General features: G+C 67.7%; 17 protein-coding genes. 6 read left to right on the plus strand and 11 right to left on the minus strand.

Going from position 1 to position 18,616, the window contains the following annotated elements; genetic code table 11:
* Positions 1 to 570 precede the first annotated feature (570 nt).
* Both EL337_RS27155 and gltB read right to left on the minus strand, forming a co-directional pair.
* Positions 571 to 2,037, minus strand: a complete 1,467-nt coding sequence (locus EL337_RS27155) for a glutamate synthase subunit beta (protein ID WP_048630736.1) — start codon at positions 2,035 to 2,037, stop codon at positions 571 to 573.
* Positions 2,030 to 6,619: a glutamate synthase large subunit gene (gene gltB / locus EL337_RS27160; RefSeq protein WP_048630946.1), complete on the minus strand. Its 4,590-nt coding sequence runs from the start codon at positions 6,617 to 6,619 to the stop codon at positions 2,030 to 2,032. Before gltB ends, EL337_RS27155 begins: the two co-directional genes overlap by 8 nt.
* 619 nt (positions 6,620 to 7,238) lie before the next feature.
* Here gltB and EL337_RS27165 point away from each other — a divergent pair.
* Both EL337_RS27165 and aqpZ read left to right on the plus strand, forming a co-directional pair.
* A complete protein-coding gene (locus EL337_RS27165; RefSeq protein ID WP_048630947.1) occupies positions 7,239 to 8,042 on the plus strand; it encodes a PaaI family thioesterase in 804 nt (267 codons plus the stop codon).
* Positions 8,043 to 8,152: 110 nt separating this feature from the next.
* A complete protein-coding gene (aqpZ, locus tag EL337_RS27170) occupies positions 8,153 to 8,932 on the plus strand; it encodes an aquaporin Z (protein ID WP_048630737.1) in 780 nt (259 codons plus the stop codon).
* Positions 8,933 to 8,936: 4 nt separating this feature from the next.
* Here the strand turns inward: aqpZ and EL337_RS27175 are convergent, their stop codons facing one another.
* The 4 genes from EL337_RS27175 to EL337_RS27190 form a co-directional block, all read right to left on the minus strand.
* Positions 8,937 to 9,485 (minus strand): Dps family protein, encoded by a 549-nt coding sequence (locus EL337_RS27175; protein ID WP_048630738.1) that lies wholly within the window; start codon positions 9,483 to 9,485, stop codon positions 8,937 to 8,939.
* A gap of 78 nt (positions 9,486 to 9,563) precedes the next feature.
* Entirely contained in the window at positions 9,564 to 10,508 is a 945-nt protein-coding gene (locus EL337_RS27180) for a DNA-3-methyladenine glycosylase family protein (RefSeq protein WP_048630739.1), read from the minus strand.
* Between the two features lie 9 nt (positions 10,509 to 10,517).
* Positions 10,518 to 10,892 (minus strand): DUF427 domain-containing protein, encoded by a 375-nt coding sequence (locus EL337_RS27185; RefSeq protein ID WP_048630740.1) that lies wholly within the window; start codon positions 10,890 to 10,892, stop codon positions 10,518 to 10,520.
* 39 nt (positions 10,893 to 10,931) lie between these two features.
* The gene (locus EL337_RS27190) at positions 10,932 to 12,314 is read right to left on the minus strand and encodes an NAD(P)/FAD-dependent oxidoreductase (protein ID WP_048630741.1); all 1,383 of its coding nucleotides are present in this window, start codon (positions 12,312 to 12,314) and stop codon (positions 10,932 to 10,934) included.
* Positions 12,315 to 12,396: 82 nt separating this feature from the next.
* Here EL337_RS27190 and EL337_RS27195 point away from each other — a divergent pair, with 82 nt between their 5' ends.
* Positions 12,397 to 12,864 (plus strand): DUF4262 domain-containing protein, encoded by a 468-nt coding sequence (locus EL337_RS27195; RefSeq protein WP_048630742.1) that lies wholly within the window; start codon positions 12,397 to 12,399, stop codon positions 12,862 to 12,864.
* Between the two features lie 40 nt (positions 12,865 to 12,904).
* Here the strand turns inward: EL337_RS27195 and EL337_RS27200 are convergent, their stop codons facing one another.
* Genes EL337_RS27200 through EL337_RS27210 form a run of 3 tightly spaced genes read right to left on the minus strand, consistent with a single transcriptional unit; the run spans position 12,905 to position 14,934 of the window.
* Positions 12,905 to 13,999, minus strand: a complete 1,095-nt coding sequence (locus tag EL337_RS27200; RefSeq protein WP_083442955.1) for an NAD-dependent epimerase/dehydratase family protein — start codon at positions 13,997 to 13,999, stop codon at positions 12,905 to 12,907.
* Positions 13,969 to 14,475 (minus strand): YybH family protein, encoded by a 507-nt coding sequence (locus EL337_RS27205; protein ID WP_048630744.1) that lies wholly within the window; start codon positions 14,473 to 14,475, stop codon positions 13,969 to 13,971. The genes EL337_RS27200 and EL337_RS27205 overlap by 31 nt, the downstream gene beginning before the upstream one ends.
* A gap of 45 nt (positions 14,476 to 14,520) precedes the next feature.
* A complete protein-coding gene (locus EL337_RS27210; protein ID WP_048630745.1) occupies positions 14,521 to 14,934 on the minus strand; it encodes a hypothetical protein in 414 nt (137 codons plus the stop codon).
* Positions 14,935 to 15,002: 68 nt separating this feature from the next.
* Between EL337_RS27210 and msrB the strand changes: the two genes are divergently transcribed.
* Complete coding sequence (gene msrB / locus EL337_RS27215; RefSeq protein WP_048630746.1) at positions 15,003 to 15,482, plus strand: peptide-methionine (R)-S-oxide reductase MsrB; 480 nt, start codon at positions 15,003 to 15,005, stop codon at positions 15,480 to 15,482.
* Positions 15,479 to 15,988, plus strand: a complete 510-nt coding sequence (gene msrA / locus EL337_RS27220) for a peptide-methionine (S)-S-oxide reductase MsrA (protein WP_048630747.1) — start codon at positions 15,479 to 15,481, stop codon at positions 15,986 to 15,988. The genes msrB and msrA overlap by 4 nt, the downstream gene beginning before the upstream one ends.
* A gap of 19 nt (positions 15,989 to 16,007) precedes the next feature.
* Here the strand turns inward: msrA and EL337_RS27225 are convergent, their stop codons facing one another.
* The gene (locus tag EL337_RS27225; RefSeq protein WP_083442956.1) at positions 16,008 to 17,363 is read right to left on the minus strand and encodes a cytochrome P450; all 1,356 of its coding nucleotides are present in this window, start codon (positions 17,361 to 17,363) and stop codon (positions 16,008 to 16,010) included.
* Positions 17,364 to 17,420: 57 nt separating this feature from the next.
* Here EL337_RS27225 and EL337_RS27230 point away from each other — a divergent pair, with 57 nt between their 5' ends.
* On the plus strand, positions 17,421 to 18,014 hold the full coding sequence (locus EL337_RS27230; RefSeq protein WP_370737119.1) for a TetR/AcrR family transcriptional regulator: 594 nt from the start codon (positions 17,421 to 17,423) through the stop codon (positions 18,012 to 18,014).
* A gap of 2 nt (positions 18,015 to 18,016) precedes the next feature.
* Here EL337_RS27230 and EL337_RS27235 read toward each other — a convergent pair whose 3' ends face one another.
* A complete protein-coding gene (locus EL337_RS27235; protein WP_048630749.1) occupies positions 18,017 to 18,586 on the minus strand; it encodes a TetR/AcrR family transcriptional regulator in 570 nt (189 codons plus the stop codon).
* Positions 18,587 to 18,616: the final 30 nt, after the last annotated feature.

Genomic DNA, 18,616 nt, shown 5'->3' on the forward strand with positions numbered 1-18,616 from the left:
TGACAGGTACTCGACAGCTGCCGCCAAGTCGCGTCGTGCCGAATCCTGGGCCACCTGCGACCGGCATCGCAGACAGCAAAGCCTGAAGGTGGTCACGAAACGATAACGGTTGAGCAAACGCCGGGTCTCACACTGCGACCACGGAGGAACGCGCAGGTGGCGAGTTGGCTAAACGCCGTACCGGAGAAGCTCATCAGCGGTGATCAACCGCTCGGCCTTGGCGGGAAATTCGCGGCTCTTGACGGGGTGGCGGAACAGTGACCAGGTGATTCGACTAATCCGTGTCCGGGAGATCGGGTTGGTATGCACGGTAATACTCCTGCGGTATGCCACTTGCTGACCGGGGAGCTACCTTACCGCAGCGCCCTTACCGAGTCATTAGATACCTGACCCCTGGCAAACAAAAGCAGCCACGCCGATTAAAGATCGGCTGTTTTTGAAGTGACTGGAGTGACGGATGTGGCGTCGCGAGACGCTTTCGTGACCATGCGCGGACGACATCAGCACGAACAGCCGCGCTCCCAGTTAACTACCCAGCCCGTCACTGAGCGTGACGGCGGGGTCTGCCGACTACCGCTGAGGCGCCGCCGTGGGCTTGATCGGAGCGGGCAGCGCCGAGTTACCCATCAGGTACTTGTCCACAGCCGCCGCAGCAGCGCGTCCCTCGGCGATCGCCCAGACGATCAGCGACTGCCCGCGGCCCATGTCGCCGGCGACGTACACACCGGGTACCGAGGTCGCGAAGGCCGCATCCCGTCCGACGTTGCCGCGCTCGTTGAACTCGACGCCGAGATCCGTCAGCAGCCCCTCGCGCTCGGGCCCGGTGAAGCCCATCGCCAGCAGCACCAGCTCGGCGTCCATCTCGAAGTCGGAGTCCTCGACCTTCTCGAACTTTCCGGCCTTCATCTCGACTTCGTAGCCACGCAGAGCCTTGACCCGGCCGTCCTCGCCCACGAACTCCTCGGTGTTCACCGAGTAGACGCGCTCGCCACCCTCCTCGTGTGCCGAGGTGACGCGGTACATCAACGGGTAGGTGGGCCACGGCGTCGAGTCGGCACGCGTCTCAGGCGGTCGCGGCATGATCTCGAACTGGTACACGCTGGCCGCGCCCTGGCGATGCGACGTGCCGAGGCAGTCGGCACCGGTGTCGCCACCGCCGATGATGATGACCTTCTTGCCCTTCGCGGTGATCGGCGGCTGACCGTCGTCGTCGGTGACCTTGTCACCCAGTTGCACCCGGTTGGCCCACGGCAAGAACTCCATGGCCTGGTGGATACCGTCGAGCTCGCGTCCGGGGATGGGCAGATCCCGGCGCGCGGTCGCGCCACCGGAGAGCACTACGGCGTCGAAGTCGGACCGCAGCTGCGCGGCGGTGATGTCCACCCCGACGTTCACGCCGGTGCGGAATTCGGTGCCCTCGGCCCGCATCTGGTCCAGACGCCGGTCGATGTGGCGCTTCTCCATCTTGAACTCCGGAATTCCGTAACGCAGCAGGCCGCCGATGCGGTCGTCGCGCTCGAACACCGTCACGGAGTGCCCGGCACGGGTGAGCTGCTGCGCCGCGGCCAGCCCCGCCGGACCCGAGCCGACGACCGCGACCTTCTTGCCGGTCAGCTTGGTCGGGGGCAGCGGCACCACCCAGCCCTCGGCGAAGGCGTTGTCGATGATCTCGACCTCGACCTGCTTGATGGTCACCGGATCCTGGTTGATGCCCAGCACACACGAACCCTCGCAGGGCGCCGGGCACAGCCGGCCGGTGAACTCGGGAAAGTTGTTGGTGGCGTGCAGTCGCTCGATCGCATCGCGCCACCGCCCGGTACGCACCAGGTCATTCCACTCAGGGATCAGGTTGCCCAGCGGACAACCGTTGTGGCAGAACGGGATCCCACAGTCCATGCAGCGGCTCGCCTGAGCCTTGAGCGTGTCGTGGGAGAACTCCTCGTAGACCTCTTTCCAGTCACGAAGGCGCAGATCAACCGGCCGACGCGCAGGGGTCTCGCGATGGGTGTTCTTCAGAAATCCGCGTGGGTCAGGCATTCGCGGCCGCCATGATCGCTTCGTCCACATTCTCTCCGTTGCGCTCTGCCTGGGCGATCGCTTCCAGCACTCGCTTGAAGTCGCGCGGCATGACCTTCCTGAAATGACCCAACTCGGTGCTCCAGTCGGCCAGGATGCGTTGACCCACTGCCGAATCGGTGGCGTCGACATGCGCCGTCACGATGTCGTGGACGAACTGGGCGTCTTCGGACTCGACGCCGCCCATGTCCTCGATCTCCACCATCTCGGCGTTGAGGTTGTGCTGCAGCGCGTTGTGCGGGTCGTACACGTACCCGATGCCACCCGACATGCCTGCCGCGAAGTTGCGGCCCGTCGGGCCGAGGATGACGACGCGGCCACCGGTCATGTATTCGCAGCCGTGATCACCGACGCCCTCCACCACCGCATGGGCACCGGAGTTACGCACCGCGAACCGCTCACCCACCTGGCCGCGCAGGAACATCTGGCCGCTGGTGGCGCCGAACAGCACCACGTTTCCGGCGATGATGTTGTCTTCTGCCACATAATCTTTCGGCGCGTTGTCGGACGGCCGCACGACCACCCGGCCGCCGGACAGACCCTTGCCGACGTAGTCGTTGGCATCGCCGTACACCCGCAGCGTGATGCCCTGCGGAACGAAGGCGCCGAAGCTGTTGCCCGCCGAGCCTTCGAAGGTGATGTCGATGGTCCCGTCCGGAAGGCCTTGGCCGCCGTAGATCTTCGTTACTTCGTGGCCGAGCATCGTGCCGACGGTGCGGTTGACGTTGGCGATAGTCGTGGAGAACCGCACCGGGGTTCCCTGATCGATGGCCTCGCGGCTCTGTGCGATCAGCTGCTGGTCGAGCGCCTTGTCCAGACCGTGGTCCTGACGCGAGCTGCAGTACAGGTCCTGGTTCATGAACGCCGACTCGGGCTCGTGCAGCACCGGCGCCAGGTCCAGCTTGTGGGCCTTCCAGTGCTCGGCGGCCTGCGTGGTGTCCAGCGCCCCGACCTGCCCCACCATCTCGTTGACGGTGCGGAAGCCCAACTGCGCCATCAGCTCGCGCACCTCCTCGGCGATGAAGAGGAAGAAGTTCTCGACGAACTCCGGCTTACCGTTGAATCGCTGACGCAGCAACGGGTTCTGGGTGGCCACGCCCACGGGGCAGGTGTCCAGGTGGCAGACCCGCATCATGATGCAGCCGGTCACCACCAGCGGCGCCGTCGCGAAGCCGAACTCCTCGGCGCCCAGCAACGCGGCGACCACCACGTCGCGGCCCGTCTTGAGCTGACCGTCGACCTGCACGACGATCCGGTCCCGCAATCCGTTGAGCAGCAGCGTCTGCTGAGTCTCGGCCAGGCCCAGTTCCCACGGCGCGCCGGCGTGCTTCATCGAAGTCAGCGGGGTCGCACCGGTGCCACCGTCGTGACCGGAGATCAGCACCACGTCGGCGTGCGCCTTGGAGACACCGGCCGCAACCGTCCCGACCCCGTTCTCGGACACCAGCTTCACGTGCACCCGCGCCTGCGGGTTGGCGTTCTTCAGATCGTGGATCAGCTGCGCCAGATCCTCGATCGAATAGATGTCGTGGTGCGGTGGCGGCGAGATCAGGCCGACACCGGGCGTGGAGTGCCGGACCTCGGCGACCCACGGGTACACCTTGTGCCCCGGAAGCTGGCCTCCCTCACCGGGTTTCGCGCCCTGCGCCATTTTGATCTGGATGTCGGTGCAGTTGGTGAGGTAGTGCGAGGTGACGCCGAAGCGACCCGACGCCACCTGTTTGATGGCACTGCGGCGCCAGTCACCGTTCTCGTCGTACTCGAAGCGGTTGACGTTCTCGCCGCCCTCACCTGAATTCGACCGGCCACCAAGGCGGTTCATCGCGATGGCCAGGGTTTCGTGAGCCTCGGCAGAGATCGAGCCGTAGCTCATCGCACCGGTCGAGAACCGCTTGACGATCTCGCTAGCCGGCTCCACCTCGTCGATCGGCACCGGGGTGCGCTCGCCCTCACGGAACTTCAGCAGCCCGCGCAGCGACGCCATGCGTTCGCTCTGGTCGTCGATCAGCTGCGTGTACTCCTTGAAGATCGAGTACTGCCCGGTGCGGGTCGAATGCTGCAGCTTGAACACCGTGTCCGGGTTGAACAGGTGGTATTCGCCCTCGCGGCGCCACTGGTACTCGCCGCCCACCTCGAGCTCGCGGTGCGCCCACTCGTCGGGGCGGTCCAGGTAGGCCAGCGCATGCCGGGTGGCGATGTCGTCGGCGATGTCGTCGAGGTCGATGCCTCCGACGGGGCAGGACAGGCCGGTGAAGTATTCGTCGAGCACCTGCTGGCTGATCCCGATGGCCTGGAACAGCTGGGCACCCGTGTAGGACGCCAGCGTGGAGATGCCCATCTTCGACATCACCTTCAGCACACCCTTGCCGGCGGCCTTGACGTAGTTGGCCTTGGCCTGGTCGCTACTGATGTCGGGGATCACGCCCCTGTCCACCATGTCCTCGATGGACTCGAATGCCATGTACGGGTTGATCGCGGCGGCGCCGAAGCCGACCAGCGCGGCCATGTGGTGCACCTCGCGGGCGTCACCGGCCTCGACGACGAGCCCGACCTTGGTGCGGGTGCGGTCGCGGACCAGGTGATGGTGCACGGCCGCGACGGACAGCAGCGACGGGATCGGCGCCATCTGTTCGTTGGACTCGCGGTCGGACAGCACGATGATGCGGGCACCGTCGCGGATCGCGGACGACACCTTCGCGCGCACGTTGTCGAGTGCTTCCTTGAGGCCTTGGCCGCCGCGGTTGACCGGGTACAGGCAGCGGATCACGGCCGCGCGCATCCCGTGCTTGTGCCCGCGGATCTCGTGGTCGGGGTCGACGCACATCAGCTTGGACAGCTCGGCGTTGCGCAGAATCGGGTTGGACAGCGTGATCTGGCGACACGACTCGGCGTCGGGATTCAGCAGGTCACCCTCCGGGCCCACGGTGCCCTGCAGGCTGGTGACCACCTCTTCGCGGATGGCGTCCAGCGGCGGGTTGGTGACCTGGGCGAACAGCTGCTGGAAGTAGTCGTAAAGCATCCGCGGCCGCGCCGACAGCACTGCGATGGGGGTGTCGGTACCCATGGAGCCGAGCGCCTCGGCACCGGTCCGCGCCATCGGCGCCACCAGCAGGTTGAGCTCCTCGTAGGTGAAGCCGAAGATCTGCTGGCGCAGGACCACGCGATGGTGGGGCATGCGCACGTAGTCACCCTGGGGCAGCTCGTCGAGGTGGAACAGCCCGGCGTCGAGCCATTCCTGGTACGGCCGCTCGGCGGCGAGCTGGGCCTTGATCTCCTCGTCGTCGACGATGCGGCCCTGCGCGGTGTCCACCAGGAACATGCGCCCGGGCTGCAGCCGCATCTTCTTGACGACGGTGCTCGGATCCAGGTCCAGGACACCCGCCTCCGACGCCATCACCACCAGCCCGTCGCTGGTCACCCAGATCCGGGAGGGGCGCAGGCCGTTGCGGTCGAGCACCGCGCCGATCACCGTGCCGTCGGTGAAGCAGACTGCCGCCGGGCCGTCCCACGGCTCCATCAGCGACGAGTGGTACTGGTAGAACGCCCGTTGGGCGGGGTCCATCGACTCGTGACGCTCCCAGGCTTCCGGGATCATCATCAGCACGGCGTGCGGCAGGCTGCGGCCACCCAGGTGCAGCAGCTCGAGCACCTCGTCGAAGCGGGCCGTGTCCGACGCGCCGGGGGTACAGATGGGCACGACCTTGTCGAGGTCCTGGCCACCGAAGGCGTCAGTGTTGATCAGCGCTTCGCGCGCCCGCATCCAGTTCTCGTTGCCGGTGACCGTGTTGATCTCGCCGTTGTGCGCGACGCGGCGGAACGGGTGCGCCAGCGGCCACGACGGGAACGTGTTGGTGGAGAACCGGGAGTGCACGATGCCCACGGCGCTCATCAGCCGGTCGTCCTGCAGATCCAGGTAGAAGGCCTTGAGCTGAGGCGTGGTGAGCATGCCCTTGTAGACGAACGTCTGTCCGGAGAGGCTGGGGAAGTACACCGTCTCGCGGCCCGGTCCGTCCTGGCCGGGCCCCTTGGTGCCGAGCTCGTGCTCGGCCCGCTTGCGCACCACGAAGGCACGCCGTTCCAGGTCCATGTCGCGCGCCCCGCCGAGGAACACCTGCCGGAACGTCGGCATCGCATCGCGTGCCAGCGCTCCGAGCGACGAATCGTCGGTCGGCACGTCCCGCCAGCCGAGCACCTGCAGGCCCTCGGCTTCGGCGATCTTCTCGACGGACTCACACGCGGCGGCCGCATCCTTGGCCGACTGCGGCAGGAATGCGATGCCCGTGGCATAACTGCCAGGCTCGGGCAGGTCGAAGTCGACCACGGCCCGGAGGAACTCGTCGGGAACCTGCAGCAGGATGCCCGCACCGTCGCCGGTGTTCGGCTCGGCACCCTGGGCGCCGCGGTGCTCGAGGTTCAGCAGGGCCGTGATGGCCTTCTCGACGATGTCTCGGCTTCGTCGGCCGTGGATATCGGCCACCATGGCCACGCCACACGCGTCGTGCTCGAACGCGGGGTTGTACAGCCCTTGACGACTGGGCGTCATTCCCACCTGCCTCTTGATGCACACGCCCTCAGCTGAGGATTACAGACGGCAACCGTTGCCGAGAGCGTTAGCCGGTTTGGCTGTGGAGGCGCCTTCGTGCAGCACTGAACGACGGCCCTTTTCCCACGCGCCACGAGTGGTGAAAACGATATGACAAAGGGGCCCTGACATGCCAACTTAGCCCAACCTAACCAAGTTCGCCCGATGCCCGGCCGCTCGGTCGGCCCGCCCACCACATCACGAGTGAATAACGTTGCCGCGACACCCTTTTCGACGTGACCGGACCCGTCCGTCCGCAGTGAGTGCTGGGTCACATGCCGGACCATCGTCCACCTGAAGTTTGCTGCATGTCCGGGAATCTAGGCGCTGTACTGCATCGATCGTCCAGTTGGAATTTGCACAAAGCCTTTCCGGATTCTTAGAAAGCGCGCTGCCGGGTTCGGCGGCCCACCTACCGCGCCGGCAAACTCCACAACGGGCCTCCGACAGCGCCGCCGTCGCGGAAACCGATGGGTGACAGCACCTTTGCGCACCGCGGAAGCGCGCCGTGCCTTCCGCCGGCCACCCCAGATACCCCATTGGGGTATGCCGGGCCGTAGCGCCACGTCAGGCTGCAGTGGTGCCATACCCGCTCAACACACCGCTGGGCCGCTTCGGAATCGACACGTTCGAGGACAGCAGGGATCGCTGTGTCACGTCCATCCCGGTCCACGGACTGCACAATCCGCTGACCGGCCTGCCGACCGTCGCACCGCTGGCGATGCTCGTCGACCACGCGGGTGGCCTGATCAACCACGCTCGCCGGGGGCCCCGGGAATGGACGGTGTCCAGTGAGCTGTCCCTTGAGGTGGCGCCCGAGGCCGGCGAGGTCATCGCCGCGTCGCCCGACCTCGACGTCGTCGCCGTCGCGCACCCTCTGGGCCGCAAAGGCATCGCATCACTGGGACAGTGTGAACTGAGCGTGGGCGACGAAGTGATCGCGACCGCGACCGTCCGCTCCTTCTACATCGCCGCCCCGGCGGACTTGACGGCATGGCCGGACGGGCCCGCCGGCTCGCTGCCGGGGACCGGACTCGGCGCTCTGATGTCGGTCGAGGTCGGCGAAAGTGGTGGCGCCGCTTCGGTATTGGTGCAGAAGGACGATCCGGTGCTCAACAACAGCGTGGGTGCCGTGCACGGCGGAGTGTCCTCGATGGGCCTGGAACTGGTGGGTTCTGCTGTAGTGAACCGGGACCTCTCCGCCCCGCCCTATCGCACCGCGTCACTGCGGGTGAACTTCCTGCGCCCGTTCCACGGCGGCGGCGAGGCGCATTACCGCGGCACAACCGCGCACGTGGGGCGCAGCAGCGGTGTCGCAGAGGTCCAGGCCGTGGGCCGCGATGGCCGAGTGGCGCTTCTGGCCCGGCTGACCGCCTACCGGTGAGCGGTCTCACCCCGGTTGCCGTGTCGCATCGGTTCGGCCACGGACCCCGCCGGCGATCTTGATCGGTGTCACCCTGTCCACACGGCAACGCTGCCGTGAAAGGGGCTCCCATGCGTACACCCACCATGCCGCACCGCTTGGCGGCAGAGTTCATCGGAACGTTCTGGCTGGTCTTCGGTGGTTGCGGCAGCGCCGTGTTCGCCGCCAAGTATCTGGCCGACGACGGGGTCTCCCTCGGCATCGGTTTTCTCGGGGTGTCGCTGGCGTTCGGCTTGACCGTCCTGACGGGCGTCTACGCGTTCGGCACCATCTCCGGCGGTCACTTCAATCCCGCGGTGACACTCGGTGCCGCGCTCGCGCGACGCGTCGAATGGAAGGCAGTCCCGGCGTACTGGGTCACCCAGGTCATCGGGGGTCTGGTCGCCGGTGCCGCGATCTACCTGATCGCCCGGGGGCGTGAGGGGTGGACAGCCACCGGGAACATGGCCGCCAACGGGTTCGGGGACCACTCACCGGGCGGTTTCACCCTGGTCGCGGTGCTGGTCGCCGAAGTGCTGCTGACCTTCATTTTCCTGTTGGTCATCCTCGGGTCCACCGATGACCGCGCGCCGAAGGGCTTCGCCGGGCTGTCCATCGGTCTCAGCCTGACGCTGATCCACCTGATCTCGATCCCGATCTCGAACACATCGGTGAACCCGGCGCGCTCCACTGGCGTGGCGTTCTTCAACGGCGACGGTGCCCCGGCCCAGTTGTGGGTGTTCTGGGTGGCGCCGCTGGTGGGCGCGGCCATCGCAGGCATCGCCTACCCGTATCTGTTCGGCACCGCCGAGGAGCTCGCCGACCGTCCGGTGCGGGACGACGCGCTCCCCGGCGGCAGTGCCGAATCGTGACCGGCTAGGAGTCCTTCTTGGCCTTCGAGGCGGCGGACTTCTCCGTGGACGTCCCCGCGTTGACGAGCTCGCCACCGGAGTTCTCCAGGTGGGCACGGACGAACCACTGGAACTTCTCCAGCTCGGCGGCATGCCCGATCAGCATGTCCTCCGACACCGGGTCCAGTTCGCCGATGCGCTCGATGCTCTTGCGGGTGTCTTCGATCACGCCGACGTAGACCAGGTCCAGCGCGGCCAGGTGCGCCTGGACGGTGTCGCGGTTGACCGAGTAGTCATCCCACGTGCGGTCGTTGATGATGGCGCCGGGGGTTCCCAGCGGCGACTTGCCCAGCGCCGCAATGCGCTCGGCGGCCTCGTCGGCGTACCCGCGGACGAGTTCGACCTGCGGGTCGATCATCTCGTGGACCCCGATGAAGTTGGGCCCCACCACATTCCAATGCACGTGCTTGAGGGTGAGATGCAGGTCGTTGTACCTGCTGAGCGCCTTCTGCAGCAGCTCGGCGACTTCGGCGCCCTGCTTGTCAGAGAGCCCGGGAACGGTGAACGCAGTCATTAATTGCTCCTTCGCACATCGACTGTCCCGCGACGTGTACCCGGGCGCGTAGGCAGGTAATCAGGGGTGACGTGCAGGTCACAGATCGGCGAGGTGCGGGATGGCCAACCGCGGTCCGAAGCGGGGATTCACCGTCATCCCGCTGACTTCGAGCAGCCGTACGGCCCGGTGCCGGTGTGGACGCAGCGGCTCCAGCAGTTCGACCATCTGCGGGTCGTCGATGGGATGGCCGAGCAAGGTCCAGCCGACCACCTTGGCGAGGTGATAGTCGCCGATCGACAGCGCGTCGGCGTCACCGAAGGCGCGTTGGGCGGTTTCGGCGGCGGTCCAGATCCCCACCCCCGGCAGCGACATCATCGCGGCGCGTGCCGCTTCCGGGGACCGGGTGACGAGGCGCTCGAGGGCGTCCGCGCGTTGGGCGCAGCCCAGCATCGTCCGCGCCCGGCCGGGATCGACATTGGCGCGGTGGAACTCCCACGATGGGATCCGTCGCCAGGCCTCCGGAGTCGGGGGCACCCGCATGTGTGCGGGCGCCGGGCCGGGGGCGGGGGCCCCGTACCTGGTCACCAGCGTGCGCCAGGCGCGGAACGCGTCCTTGCCCACCACGCGCTGTTCGAGCACCGCGGGCATCAGCGCCTCCAGCACCCGGCCGGTCCGGCCCAGGCGCAGGTGTGGAACCTTCCGGCGGGCGGCGGCGATCGTCGGGTTCTGTGGATCGAATCCGGACGCGTCGTCGTCGGCGCCGAGCAGCGCGGGCAGCGCCTCGGTGAATTCCGGAGCGCCCGGCCCCCACGCTTCGCAGTCCACGGTTGTCGACTCCTCGCGCGAGCGCTCGTCGGTGGTTCCCGGGGCGCTGCGGCTGATCCGCGCGGTGACAGGTCCGCTGCGCATCAGGCTGGTGCGCCAGATCGAGCCGTCAGCGGCGTCGTGGTAGCAGGGATCTCCTCTGCCCCGACGCAGTGGAGACAGCGTGTGTCCGGGACCGGCAGGCCCGGCGAACACCACACTGGCCGTCGTGCGCATCAGGCCAGCCTAGGCGTCGACGGTGACGTCCGCCTTGTCCGGATAGAAGGCGACATGACCCGCGATCTGCGCGACGGCCGGATACGGAGTCCGGTAGGTCCAGATGGCGTCGGCGACGGTCACCCCGTCGACGATCAGGTCGTAGTAGCCGGCCTCGCCCTTGTACGGGCAGTAGGTTTCGGTGTCGCTGGGCCGCAGCCTGTCGGCCACCACATCGGCCAGCGGGATGTACTGCACCGCGGGGTAGGTCGACTCCTGAAGCGTGAGGGCGGCATCGGTTTCGGCGACCACGGCTCCGTTGACCCGGACCACGACATGTCTACCGGTCGGGGTGACGGTGATCGGGTGGGCCGGGGTGGGCTCGAGGATGGGTCGATCGGTCATACGACCATTCAACGCCGCGACTGCCCGGATGATGCCGCACTAATGCGGGCGGCCCGCGATCTTGTCCGCGACCACGGCGATCGGAGACGTGCGCGCCGTGCCCCGCGCCTCGTGCCAGTCCGCGGCCTTGTACGCCAGGTACATGCCGCGCACGCCGAGCCAGCGCAACGGTTCGGGCTCCCAGTTCTTCGACCGATGGCCGACCCAGGGCAACTCGGTGAGCGGGGACGTGCGACCCACGATCAGGTCGGTGAGCGTGCGGGCCGCGAGGTTGGTGGCGGTTACCCCGTGCCCGACGTAGCCACCGGCCCAGCCGAGGCCGGTGGCGCGGTCGAAGTCGACGGTGGCCTCCCAGTCCCGCGGGACCGCGAGCACCCCGCACCATCCGTGGGCGATCGGGATGCCGGACACCTGCGGCAGGATCGCGTGCAGGGTCGCGGTCAGACTTCGGATGGTGCGGTCGGGCACCCGCCCGTCACGATCCGTGCGCGATCCGAACCGGTAGGGCACGCTTCGTCCGCCGATCGCGATCCGGTCGTCGACGGTGCGCTGGGCGTAGAAGAAGCCGTGCGCGGTGTCGCCGAGGGTCTCCCTGCCCTGCCAGCCGATGGTGGCCCACACCTGCTCGGGGATGGGGTCGGTCGCGATCATCGAGCTGTTCATCGGCAACCAGCGGCGCTTGAGGCCGGGCAGCCCGGCGGTGAAACCCTCTGTCGCGCGCAGCACGACGGGAGCGGTGACGGTGCCCCACGAGGTCGTCGCGCGGCCGGAGGCGATGTCGGTCACCGGTGAGCGTTCGTAGATGTCGACCCCGAGCCTTTCGACGGTGTCGGCCAGACCGCGGGCCAGCTGCGCCGGCTGGATCCGGGCGCAGTGTGGGTTGTGGTAGGCCGCTACCACGCCGTCGAGTTGAATACGTTGCGCCGCTTCCGCTTTCGTCAGTGACTGGATGCCGTCGATCTGCCAGCGCTGCTCGGCTGCCATGGCCGCCGCCAACCGGGTTGCCTGCGCGGGGTTGCGCGCGACCTCCAGCGTGCCGCCCTTGACGATGCCGGCCTCGATGCCTTCGCGGCCGGCAACCTCGATGACCTCGTCCACCGCGTCGTTGAGGGCGCGCTGCCAGGCCACCACGCCGTCGCGGCCGTACTGCTGCGCCATCCGCTCGCGGTCACCGGGAACCAGGCCGGACAACCAGCCGCCGTTGCGGCCGGAGGCGCCGTAGCCCGCGAACCGGGCCTCCAGGATCACGATCCGCAGCGACGGATCGGCGCGCTTGAGGTAGTACGCGGTCCACAGACCGGTGTATCCGGCGCCGACGATGCAGACGTCGGCGTCACGGCTGCCGGGCAGCGGGGCGCGGGTGATCGGCAGTTCGTCGAACCAGTGGGACACGTACCCGTTCAGGGGCGCTTGAGTCGGCACCGACAGATTGTGGCAGCCCGGCGGGGATGTCGGTGCCCCGGTGCAGGGTGGCCGTAAGTATGACGACAGGAAGGTGCGGCCGATGTGTTGGTTGTGCGACCACCCCACCGCCACCCGGGAGGACTACCTGGGGATCTTGCGGACCAAGGCACGGCAGAACGGGTGGGCGGTGCAGTACGTCGAGAGTGACCGATCGCCGTTCGCCTACACGGTCGGCCTCCACGACTGGGGCCGTCCCGAACTGCTGATCACCGGGGTGTCGCCGGCACGGGCGTCGCGACTGCTCGGTGCGATGGCCCGCGAGGCATTGCGTGGTTGCGCGCTGAAACCGGGCGCCCAACTCAAGGTGACCGGGGGCCCGCTGGTGGAGTTCGTGACCGTGGACCATCCCGATGTTCATCTGTGCTGGGCGGTCAACCACGCGCAGGCGCCCATCCAGGCACTGCAGGTGGTGTGGGCCGACGGGCACGGACGCTGGCCGTGGTCGGCGACTTTCTGCGACGGCCGACGCCGCCAACCGGTTCTCGGAGTTCGCGGCCGCGCCGCCTGATCACAACTCGTCGCGGTGCACCCGCGCCACGGCGCAACGCTCAGCCGGTCGGCGTGCTCCCGCGCTTGGCTGCCCGCAGACTGACCCAGAACTTCGCCGCCTCACGAATGGACTCTTCGACGGGCCTTGGCTGCCAGTGCAATTCGCGCTTCGCCTTGCTGCAATCAACCGGCGCTTCTGCCCGCATCAACCGCAGTGAATCGAGCGAGAGTCGCTCGTCGGTGCCCGTGAGCCTGGCCTTCACACTTCCCAGCGCGGCCAGCGTGTACGACAGCGCCAGGGGCATGGTCCGAGACGGCGCGGCCACCCCGGCGGCCTCGGCGGCGATCCGCACCACCTCGGTGTTCGAGATCATCTTGTCCGAGATCAGGTACCGCTCGCCGGTCCGGCCGTGCTCGGCGGCCAGCACCATGGCGCGCGCGGCGTCGTCGATCCCCACCGCCTCCAGTTCGATTCCGCCCATCACGAACGGCAGCTTCCCGAACGCGGCGCCGGCGATGATCGCGCCGTGCGGGGTGCGCCCCCAATCGCCTGCGCCGTACGTGGTCGACACGCACATGGCCACCGCAGGCAGGCCGCGGTCCCTGGCGTAGTCCATGACCAGGTTCTCGGCCTGCACCCGGGACCGCACATATGGTGTCAGTCCGCGGTCGACGATGAGGTCGGACTCGGTGGCCACCCGGCCGCGGCGGCGACCGACCGTCACGTAGCTGCTGGTGAACACGAACTTGCGCAACGTCTGCGCCACAGCGGGTTCCACCGCCACGTCGAGAACGTTGCGGGTGCCCTCGACGTTGGTGCGGAACAGTGGCGCCGGGTCGCGCAGCCAGCCGCGGGCATCCACGACGCAGTAGTACACGACGTCGCAGCCCGTCATCGCCTCCCGAAGCACCTCGTCGTTCCAGATGTCCCCGACGAAACGTGTCACCGCCAGGTCGTCGATGCCGATGGTGTTGGCACCGTCGCGCACCATCACCCGGACGTCGCGGCCGCCCTCGACGAGTTGGCGGGTGACGTGGCTGCCGAGGTAGCCGTTGGCGCCGATGACGAGTACCGAGGCGACGGGAGATGTTTCCGGGGCGACGGGAGGTGTTTCCGGGCCGGTCACTTCGCGGGTCCGTACTTGGCCATCCATTCGGCGGCCACCTCGGGCAGCGTGCCGAGTTCCTCGGCCTTCCTGCACCACTTCACGGTGGCTTTGACGAACCGCAGCGGGTTGTAGATGTCTTCCTGCTGCCGCCACTTGCCGTCCCCGGCGTAGGTGACGATCGAGATGTTGGTGGCGCTGATGATCGTGCCGTCGCCCGGGTCGCGCATCGGGTTGTCGAGTTCGCAGATCACCCGGGCGGTGTCCTCGTCGTACACCCGCCAGCGGGACGGGAACGACGTCATGTAGCTACCTGGGAAGGTTTCCATGGTCTGCCAGATCCAGGGTCGCACCTCCTCGCGGCCGCGCATCGTCCCTGCCGCGTGCTCGATGTAGAGGATGTCGTCGCTGTACTGGTCAACCCACGGATCCCAGTCGCGTGTGCGCGCTGCCCGGTCGACCGTCTGCTCGAACTCCGCGAACGCCTCGACAAGCTCGTCCCGCGTGAAAGTGTTGCCCGTCACAGCAGAAAATAGAACACGTTCTAACCGCGCTTGTCGAGCGCCGGCTCAGGTGAGGCTCAGCACCCGCCGGGAACCGAGGGGTTCCTGCAGCGGCACGTCGAGTCCGGCGAACAGTGCGATCGCAATGCACGCGCGGTCGACGGCCTGGGGCAGTGTCCCGGTCCTCAGGTCGACGACCACCACGTCGGGGTACTCCTGCACGGCCGCGGTGACGCCGTAGCAGTCCGGGGTGCCGACGGTGAAGTGCAGGCGGACCAGGCGGTCGTCGGCGACACGGCTCCACGACTGCGGCCGGGTCGGGTAGACGTTGACGATGGCAGGGTCGTCGACGAACATCGCGGCCGGCGTGCCCGGCGGACTTTCCGGGACCGGGACAGGGGCCGGAGGCTGCGCGGAACCGGGTACGGCCGTGCCGAGGAACACCGCGCAGATCACCATCGCAACGGCCGGCAGACGCATGGCCGAAAGCCTAGCGACCGAGGGCGACTGCGGATTAAATGCGCTGCCCACGGGGTTATAAAGGCACTATGACACGGCAATACAACAAGAATCCCGCCGCTGTGGACGCGCTGTCGCCCGAGCAGTATCACGTGACGCAGAAGAACGGCACGGAGCGGCCGTTCACCGGCGAGTACTGGGACAACCACGAGCCGGGCATCTACGTCGACGTGGTCTCCGGGGAGCCGCTGTTCGCGTCGGTCGACAAGTTCGAGAGCGGATCGGGGTGGCCGAGTTTCACCCAGCCCATCCGCGAGCCCGACGGCACCCGGAATGTCTTCGAGAAGCGCGACTTCTCCCACCTGATGATGCGCACCGAGGTGCGCTCGACGCACGGCGACAGCCACCTGGGACACGTCTTCAAGGACGGCCCGCGCGACCGCGGCGGTCTGCGGTACTGCATCAACTCCGCGGCGCTGCGCTTCGTCCACCTCGACGATCTCGAGGCCGAGGGGTACGGGCAGTACCGTGGGTTATTCACTGAGCCGGCCCGAGAGGAGCAAGCGTGAGCGACAACAAGCGAGCGGTACTGGCGGGTGGGTGCTTCTGGGGCATGCAGGATCTGATCCGCAAGCAGCCGGGGGTGGTGTCCACGCGAGTGGGCTACACCGGCGGCCAGAACGACCACCCCACGTACCGCAATCACCCCGGCCACGCCGAGGCGATCGAGATCGTCTACGACCCCGCGCAGACCGACTACCGGGCGCTGCTGGAGTTCTTCTTCCAGATCCACGACCCGACGACGAAGAATCGCCAGGGCAACGACGTCGGCACCAGCTACCGGTCGGAGATCTTCTACGTCGACGACGACCAGCGGCAGGTCGCGCTGGACACGATCGCCGATGTGGACGCGTCGGGCCTGTGGCCGGGCAAGGTCGTGACCGCCGTCAGTCCCGCACCTGATTTCTGGGAAGCCGAGCCGGAGCACCAGGACTACCTGGAGCACTACCCGAACGGCTACACCTGCCACTTCCCGCGACCCGGCTGGAAGCTGCCCAAGCGCGCCGAAGTCTGAGCCGCGGCTCCGCCCGCGGCTACCGCCGACGCATGACGACGCGGCCCCCGCGGGCGGGGGTGTAGGCCACCCCTCGGGAGTGCATCTTCTCTCCCGGGGCGGTGGTCGGCTCGATCACGAAGTGGCGCAGCACGGTTCGCAGCACCACATCCATCTCGACGTTCGCGAACGCCGCACCGACGCAGCGGCGGGTGCCCCCGCCGAACGGGATGTGCGCCAGCGTGGTCGGGCGCTGACCGACGAACCGCTGCGGGTCGAAACGGTCCGGATCGGGGAAGTCCTGCACGCGATGGTGCACCTGCCCGATCGCGACCACGATCGAATATCCCTGCGGGATGACCCATTCGCCGAGCTCGAAGGTGGGGGCGTAGACGTGCCGGCCGGCGAAGTCGATGACGGTGCGCGACCGCTGGATTTCCAGGATCGTGGCCTGCCGGTACTCGTTGCCGTCGGTGTCGGCTTCTGCGACCAGCTCGGCCAGCACCTCGGGGTGCCTGCTGAGGCGCTCGAACGCCCAGCCCAGCGTCGCCGCGGTGGTTTCGTGGCCGGCCGCCAGCAGCGTCAGCAACTCGTCGCCGATGTCCTTGCGCGACATCGTGGAACCGTCCTCGTATGTGCTGCGCAGCAGCAGCGCCAGGACGTCGTCGCGACTTTCGTAGTTGGGATCTGACTGCACCGCGTCGATGAGCCGGCCGATCACCTCGTCGTACTTGCGCCGGTATGCAGCCAGCTTGCCCCACGGGCTGAGAGGGCCGTAGGTCCGGTGCGGGGTCGGGAGGACGGCAAGGCGCGAGCCCAGAGTGACCCACGGCGGGATGATGCGGCGCAGCTCGTCGAGGTGGGCTCCGTCGGCGCCGAACACCGCCCGCAGGATGACGTTGAGCGTGATCCGCATCATCGGCTCGAGGGTCTCGAATTCCCGTCCCTCGGGCCAGCTCTCGGATTCGCGAAGCGTCTCCTCTTCGAAGATCTTCTCGTAGTTCTTGATGCTCTTGCCGTGGAACGGCGGTGTCAGCAGCTTGCGCCTGCGCCGATGGTCGGTGCCATCGAGCGCGAACACCGAACCCGACCCCAGTACGCGGGACAGGTTGGGTTGGATGTTCCCGACGTCGTCGGTGTTGGCCATGAACAGCTGCTTGGCCAGCGCTGGATCGGTCACCATGACGGTCGGGCCGAACACCGGCAGTGTCATCAGGAAGGTGTCGCCGTATCGGCGCACGATCTGGGCGACGGTCCACTTCCGGGACACCGAGAAGCCGATCGCCTGCAGAAACCTGGGGATGGCGGGGCGGGGAGGAAGACGCACCGGCGGGGCCACCGTCGGGACATCCGCTGGAACCAGATCGGGTGTGGTACTACCGTGTACCGCAGTCATGTCGGGTACGGTACCGGTTGGTACCAGCAGGAGGCAAGAGCAGAAGGGAGCCCGGGCGTGACGACGGTGACCTCGGGACCGGTGGCTATTTCGGTGGCCGATCGACTGCTCGACGGCCTCGCGGCGTCGATCGTCGAGCGCGGCTACCGGGACACCACCGTCGCCGACGTGGTCCGCCACGCGCGCACGTCGAAGCGCACCTTCTACGAGCAGTTCGCCAGCAAGGAAGCGTGCCTGATCGAGCTGTTGCGCAGGAACAACGTCGATCTGATCGCGCGGATCACCGCCACCGTCGACCCGGAGTCCGACTGGGAGTCGCAGATCCGGCAGGCGGTGCGCGCCTACGTCGACCACATCCAGGCCAGACCCGCGATCACGCTCTGCTGGATCCGCGAGGCGCCCGCACTCGGTGCGGTGGCACGGCCACTGCACCGGCAGGTCATGCGTGAGCTGACCGGCATGCTGGTGACCCTGACGAGCAGCCCCGGCTTCCGGCGCGCCGGCCTCGAGCCGATCGCCGCGCCGATAGCGCTCATTCTGCTCGGCGGATTACGGGAACTCACCGCGCTTTTCGTGGAGGACGGCCGCGACATGGCCGGCATCGGCGAACCCGCGATCACCGCGGCGACGGCCCTCCTCGGGCCGCGCTGAGCTCAGAAGAGCATCAACCGGGCCGACTTCTCCAGCTTCGCGGCGATCTCCTCGTAGGACGCGTAGCCCATGCCCGCGCGCACCAGCGCCCCCGAATAGAGCATCTCCAGCGCGTCGATGACATCGGGGTCGGTCTCGGGGCCCAACGCCGCCGACAACCGGTCGCGGATGTCGCGGCCGATGCGCAGCCTCAGCACCTCCACGTCGGGATCCTTGCCCAGCAGCGCGGTCGTCACCGCACCCGCGAACTCCGGCTCGTCGGCGACCAGCAGGCAGATGTGCGCGAGCACTTCGGTCACGCGCGTGGCGGGGTCGTCCGACCCATGGTCGGCACACGGCGAATTCGCCAGCCGCCGCCAGAACACCTCGGCGACAAGATGTTCCTTGGAGGAGAAGTAGGTGTAGGCCGTGGCGGCTCCGACGCCGGCCTCGGCGGCCACCCGCCGAACGGTCAGGCCGCTGAAGCCTTCCCGTCTGAGCAGATCAACCGCCGCCCGACCCAACCGGTCCACCGTGTCGGCCTGTCGGGCCGTCAGGCGACGCCGAGTCGACTCCAGAGCCGGATCGGACACATGTCCGGACGCTACTACAACCAATGGTGA

The sequence above is a fragment of the Mycolicibacterium aurum genome (genome assembly GCF_900637195.1).
Classification (GTDB): Bacteria; Actinomycetota; Actinomycetes; order Mycobacteriales; family Mycobacteriaceae; genus Mycobacterium; species Mycobacterium aurum.

What these genes read in the sequence shown, in the direction of transcription:
- aqpZ (WP_048630737.1), top strand. Translation starts at nt 8,153, where the DNA reads ATGCGTACACCCACCATGCCGCACCGCTTGGCGGCAGAGTTCATCGGA.
- EL337_RS27185 (WP_048630740.1), bottom strand. Translation starts at nt 10,892, where the DNA reads ATGACCGATCGACCCATCCTCGAGCCCACCCCGGCCCACCCGATCACC.
- EL337_RS27210 (WP_048630745.1), bottom strand. Translation starts at nt 14,934, where the DNA reads ATGCGTCTGCCGGCCGTTGCGATGGTGATCTGCGCGGTGTTCCTCGGC.
- msrB (WP_048630746.1), top strand. Translation starts at nt 15,003, where the DNA reads ATGACACGGCAATACAACAAGAATCCCGCCGCTGTGGACGCGCTGTCG.
- gltB (WP_048630946.1), bottom strand. Translation starts at nt 6,619, where the DNA reads ATGACGCCCAGTCGTCAAGGGCTGTACAACCCCGCGTTCGAGCACGAC.
- EL337_RS27200 (WP_083442955.1), bottom strand. Translation starts at nt 13,999, where the DNA reads ATGGATGGCCAAGTACGGACCCGCGAAGTGACCGGCCCGGAAACACCT.
- EL337_RS27175 (WP_048630738.1), bottom strand. Translation starts at nt 9,485, where the DNA reads ATGACTGCGTTCACCGTTCCCGGGCTCTCTGACAAGCAGGGCGCCGAA.
- EL337_RS27225 (WP_083442956.1), bottom strand. Translation starts at nt 17,363, where the DNA reads ATGACTGCGGTACACGGTAGTACCACACCCGATCTGGTTCCAGCGGAT.
- EL337_RS27155 (WP_048630736.1), bottom strand. Translation starts at nt 2,037, where the DNA reads ATGCCTGACCCACGCGGATTTCTGAAGAACACCCATCGCGAGACCCCT.
- EL337_RS27195 (WP_048630742.1), top strand. Translation starts at nt 12,397, where the DNA reads ATGTGTTGGTTGTGCGACCACCCCACCGCCACCCGGGAGGACTACCTG.
- EL337_RS27180 (WP_048630739.1), bottom strand. Translation starts at nt 10,508, where the DNA reads ATGCGCACGACGGCCAGTGTGGTGTTCGCCGGGCCTGCCGGTCCCGGA.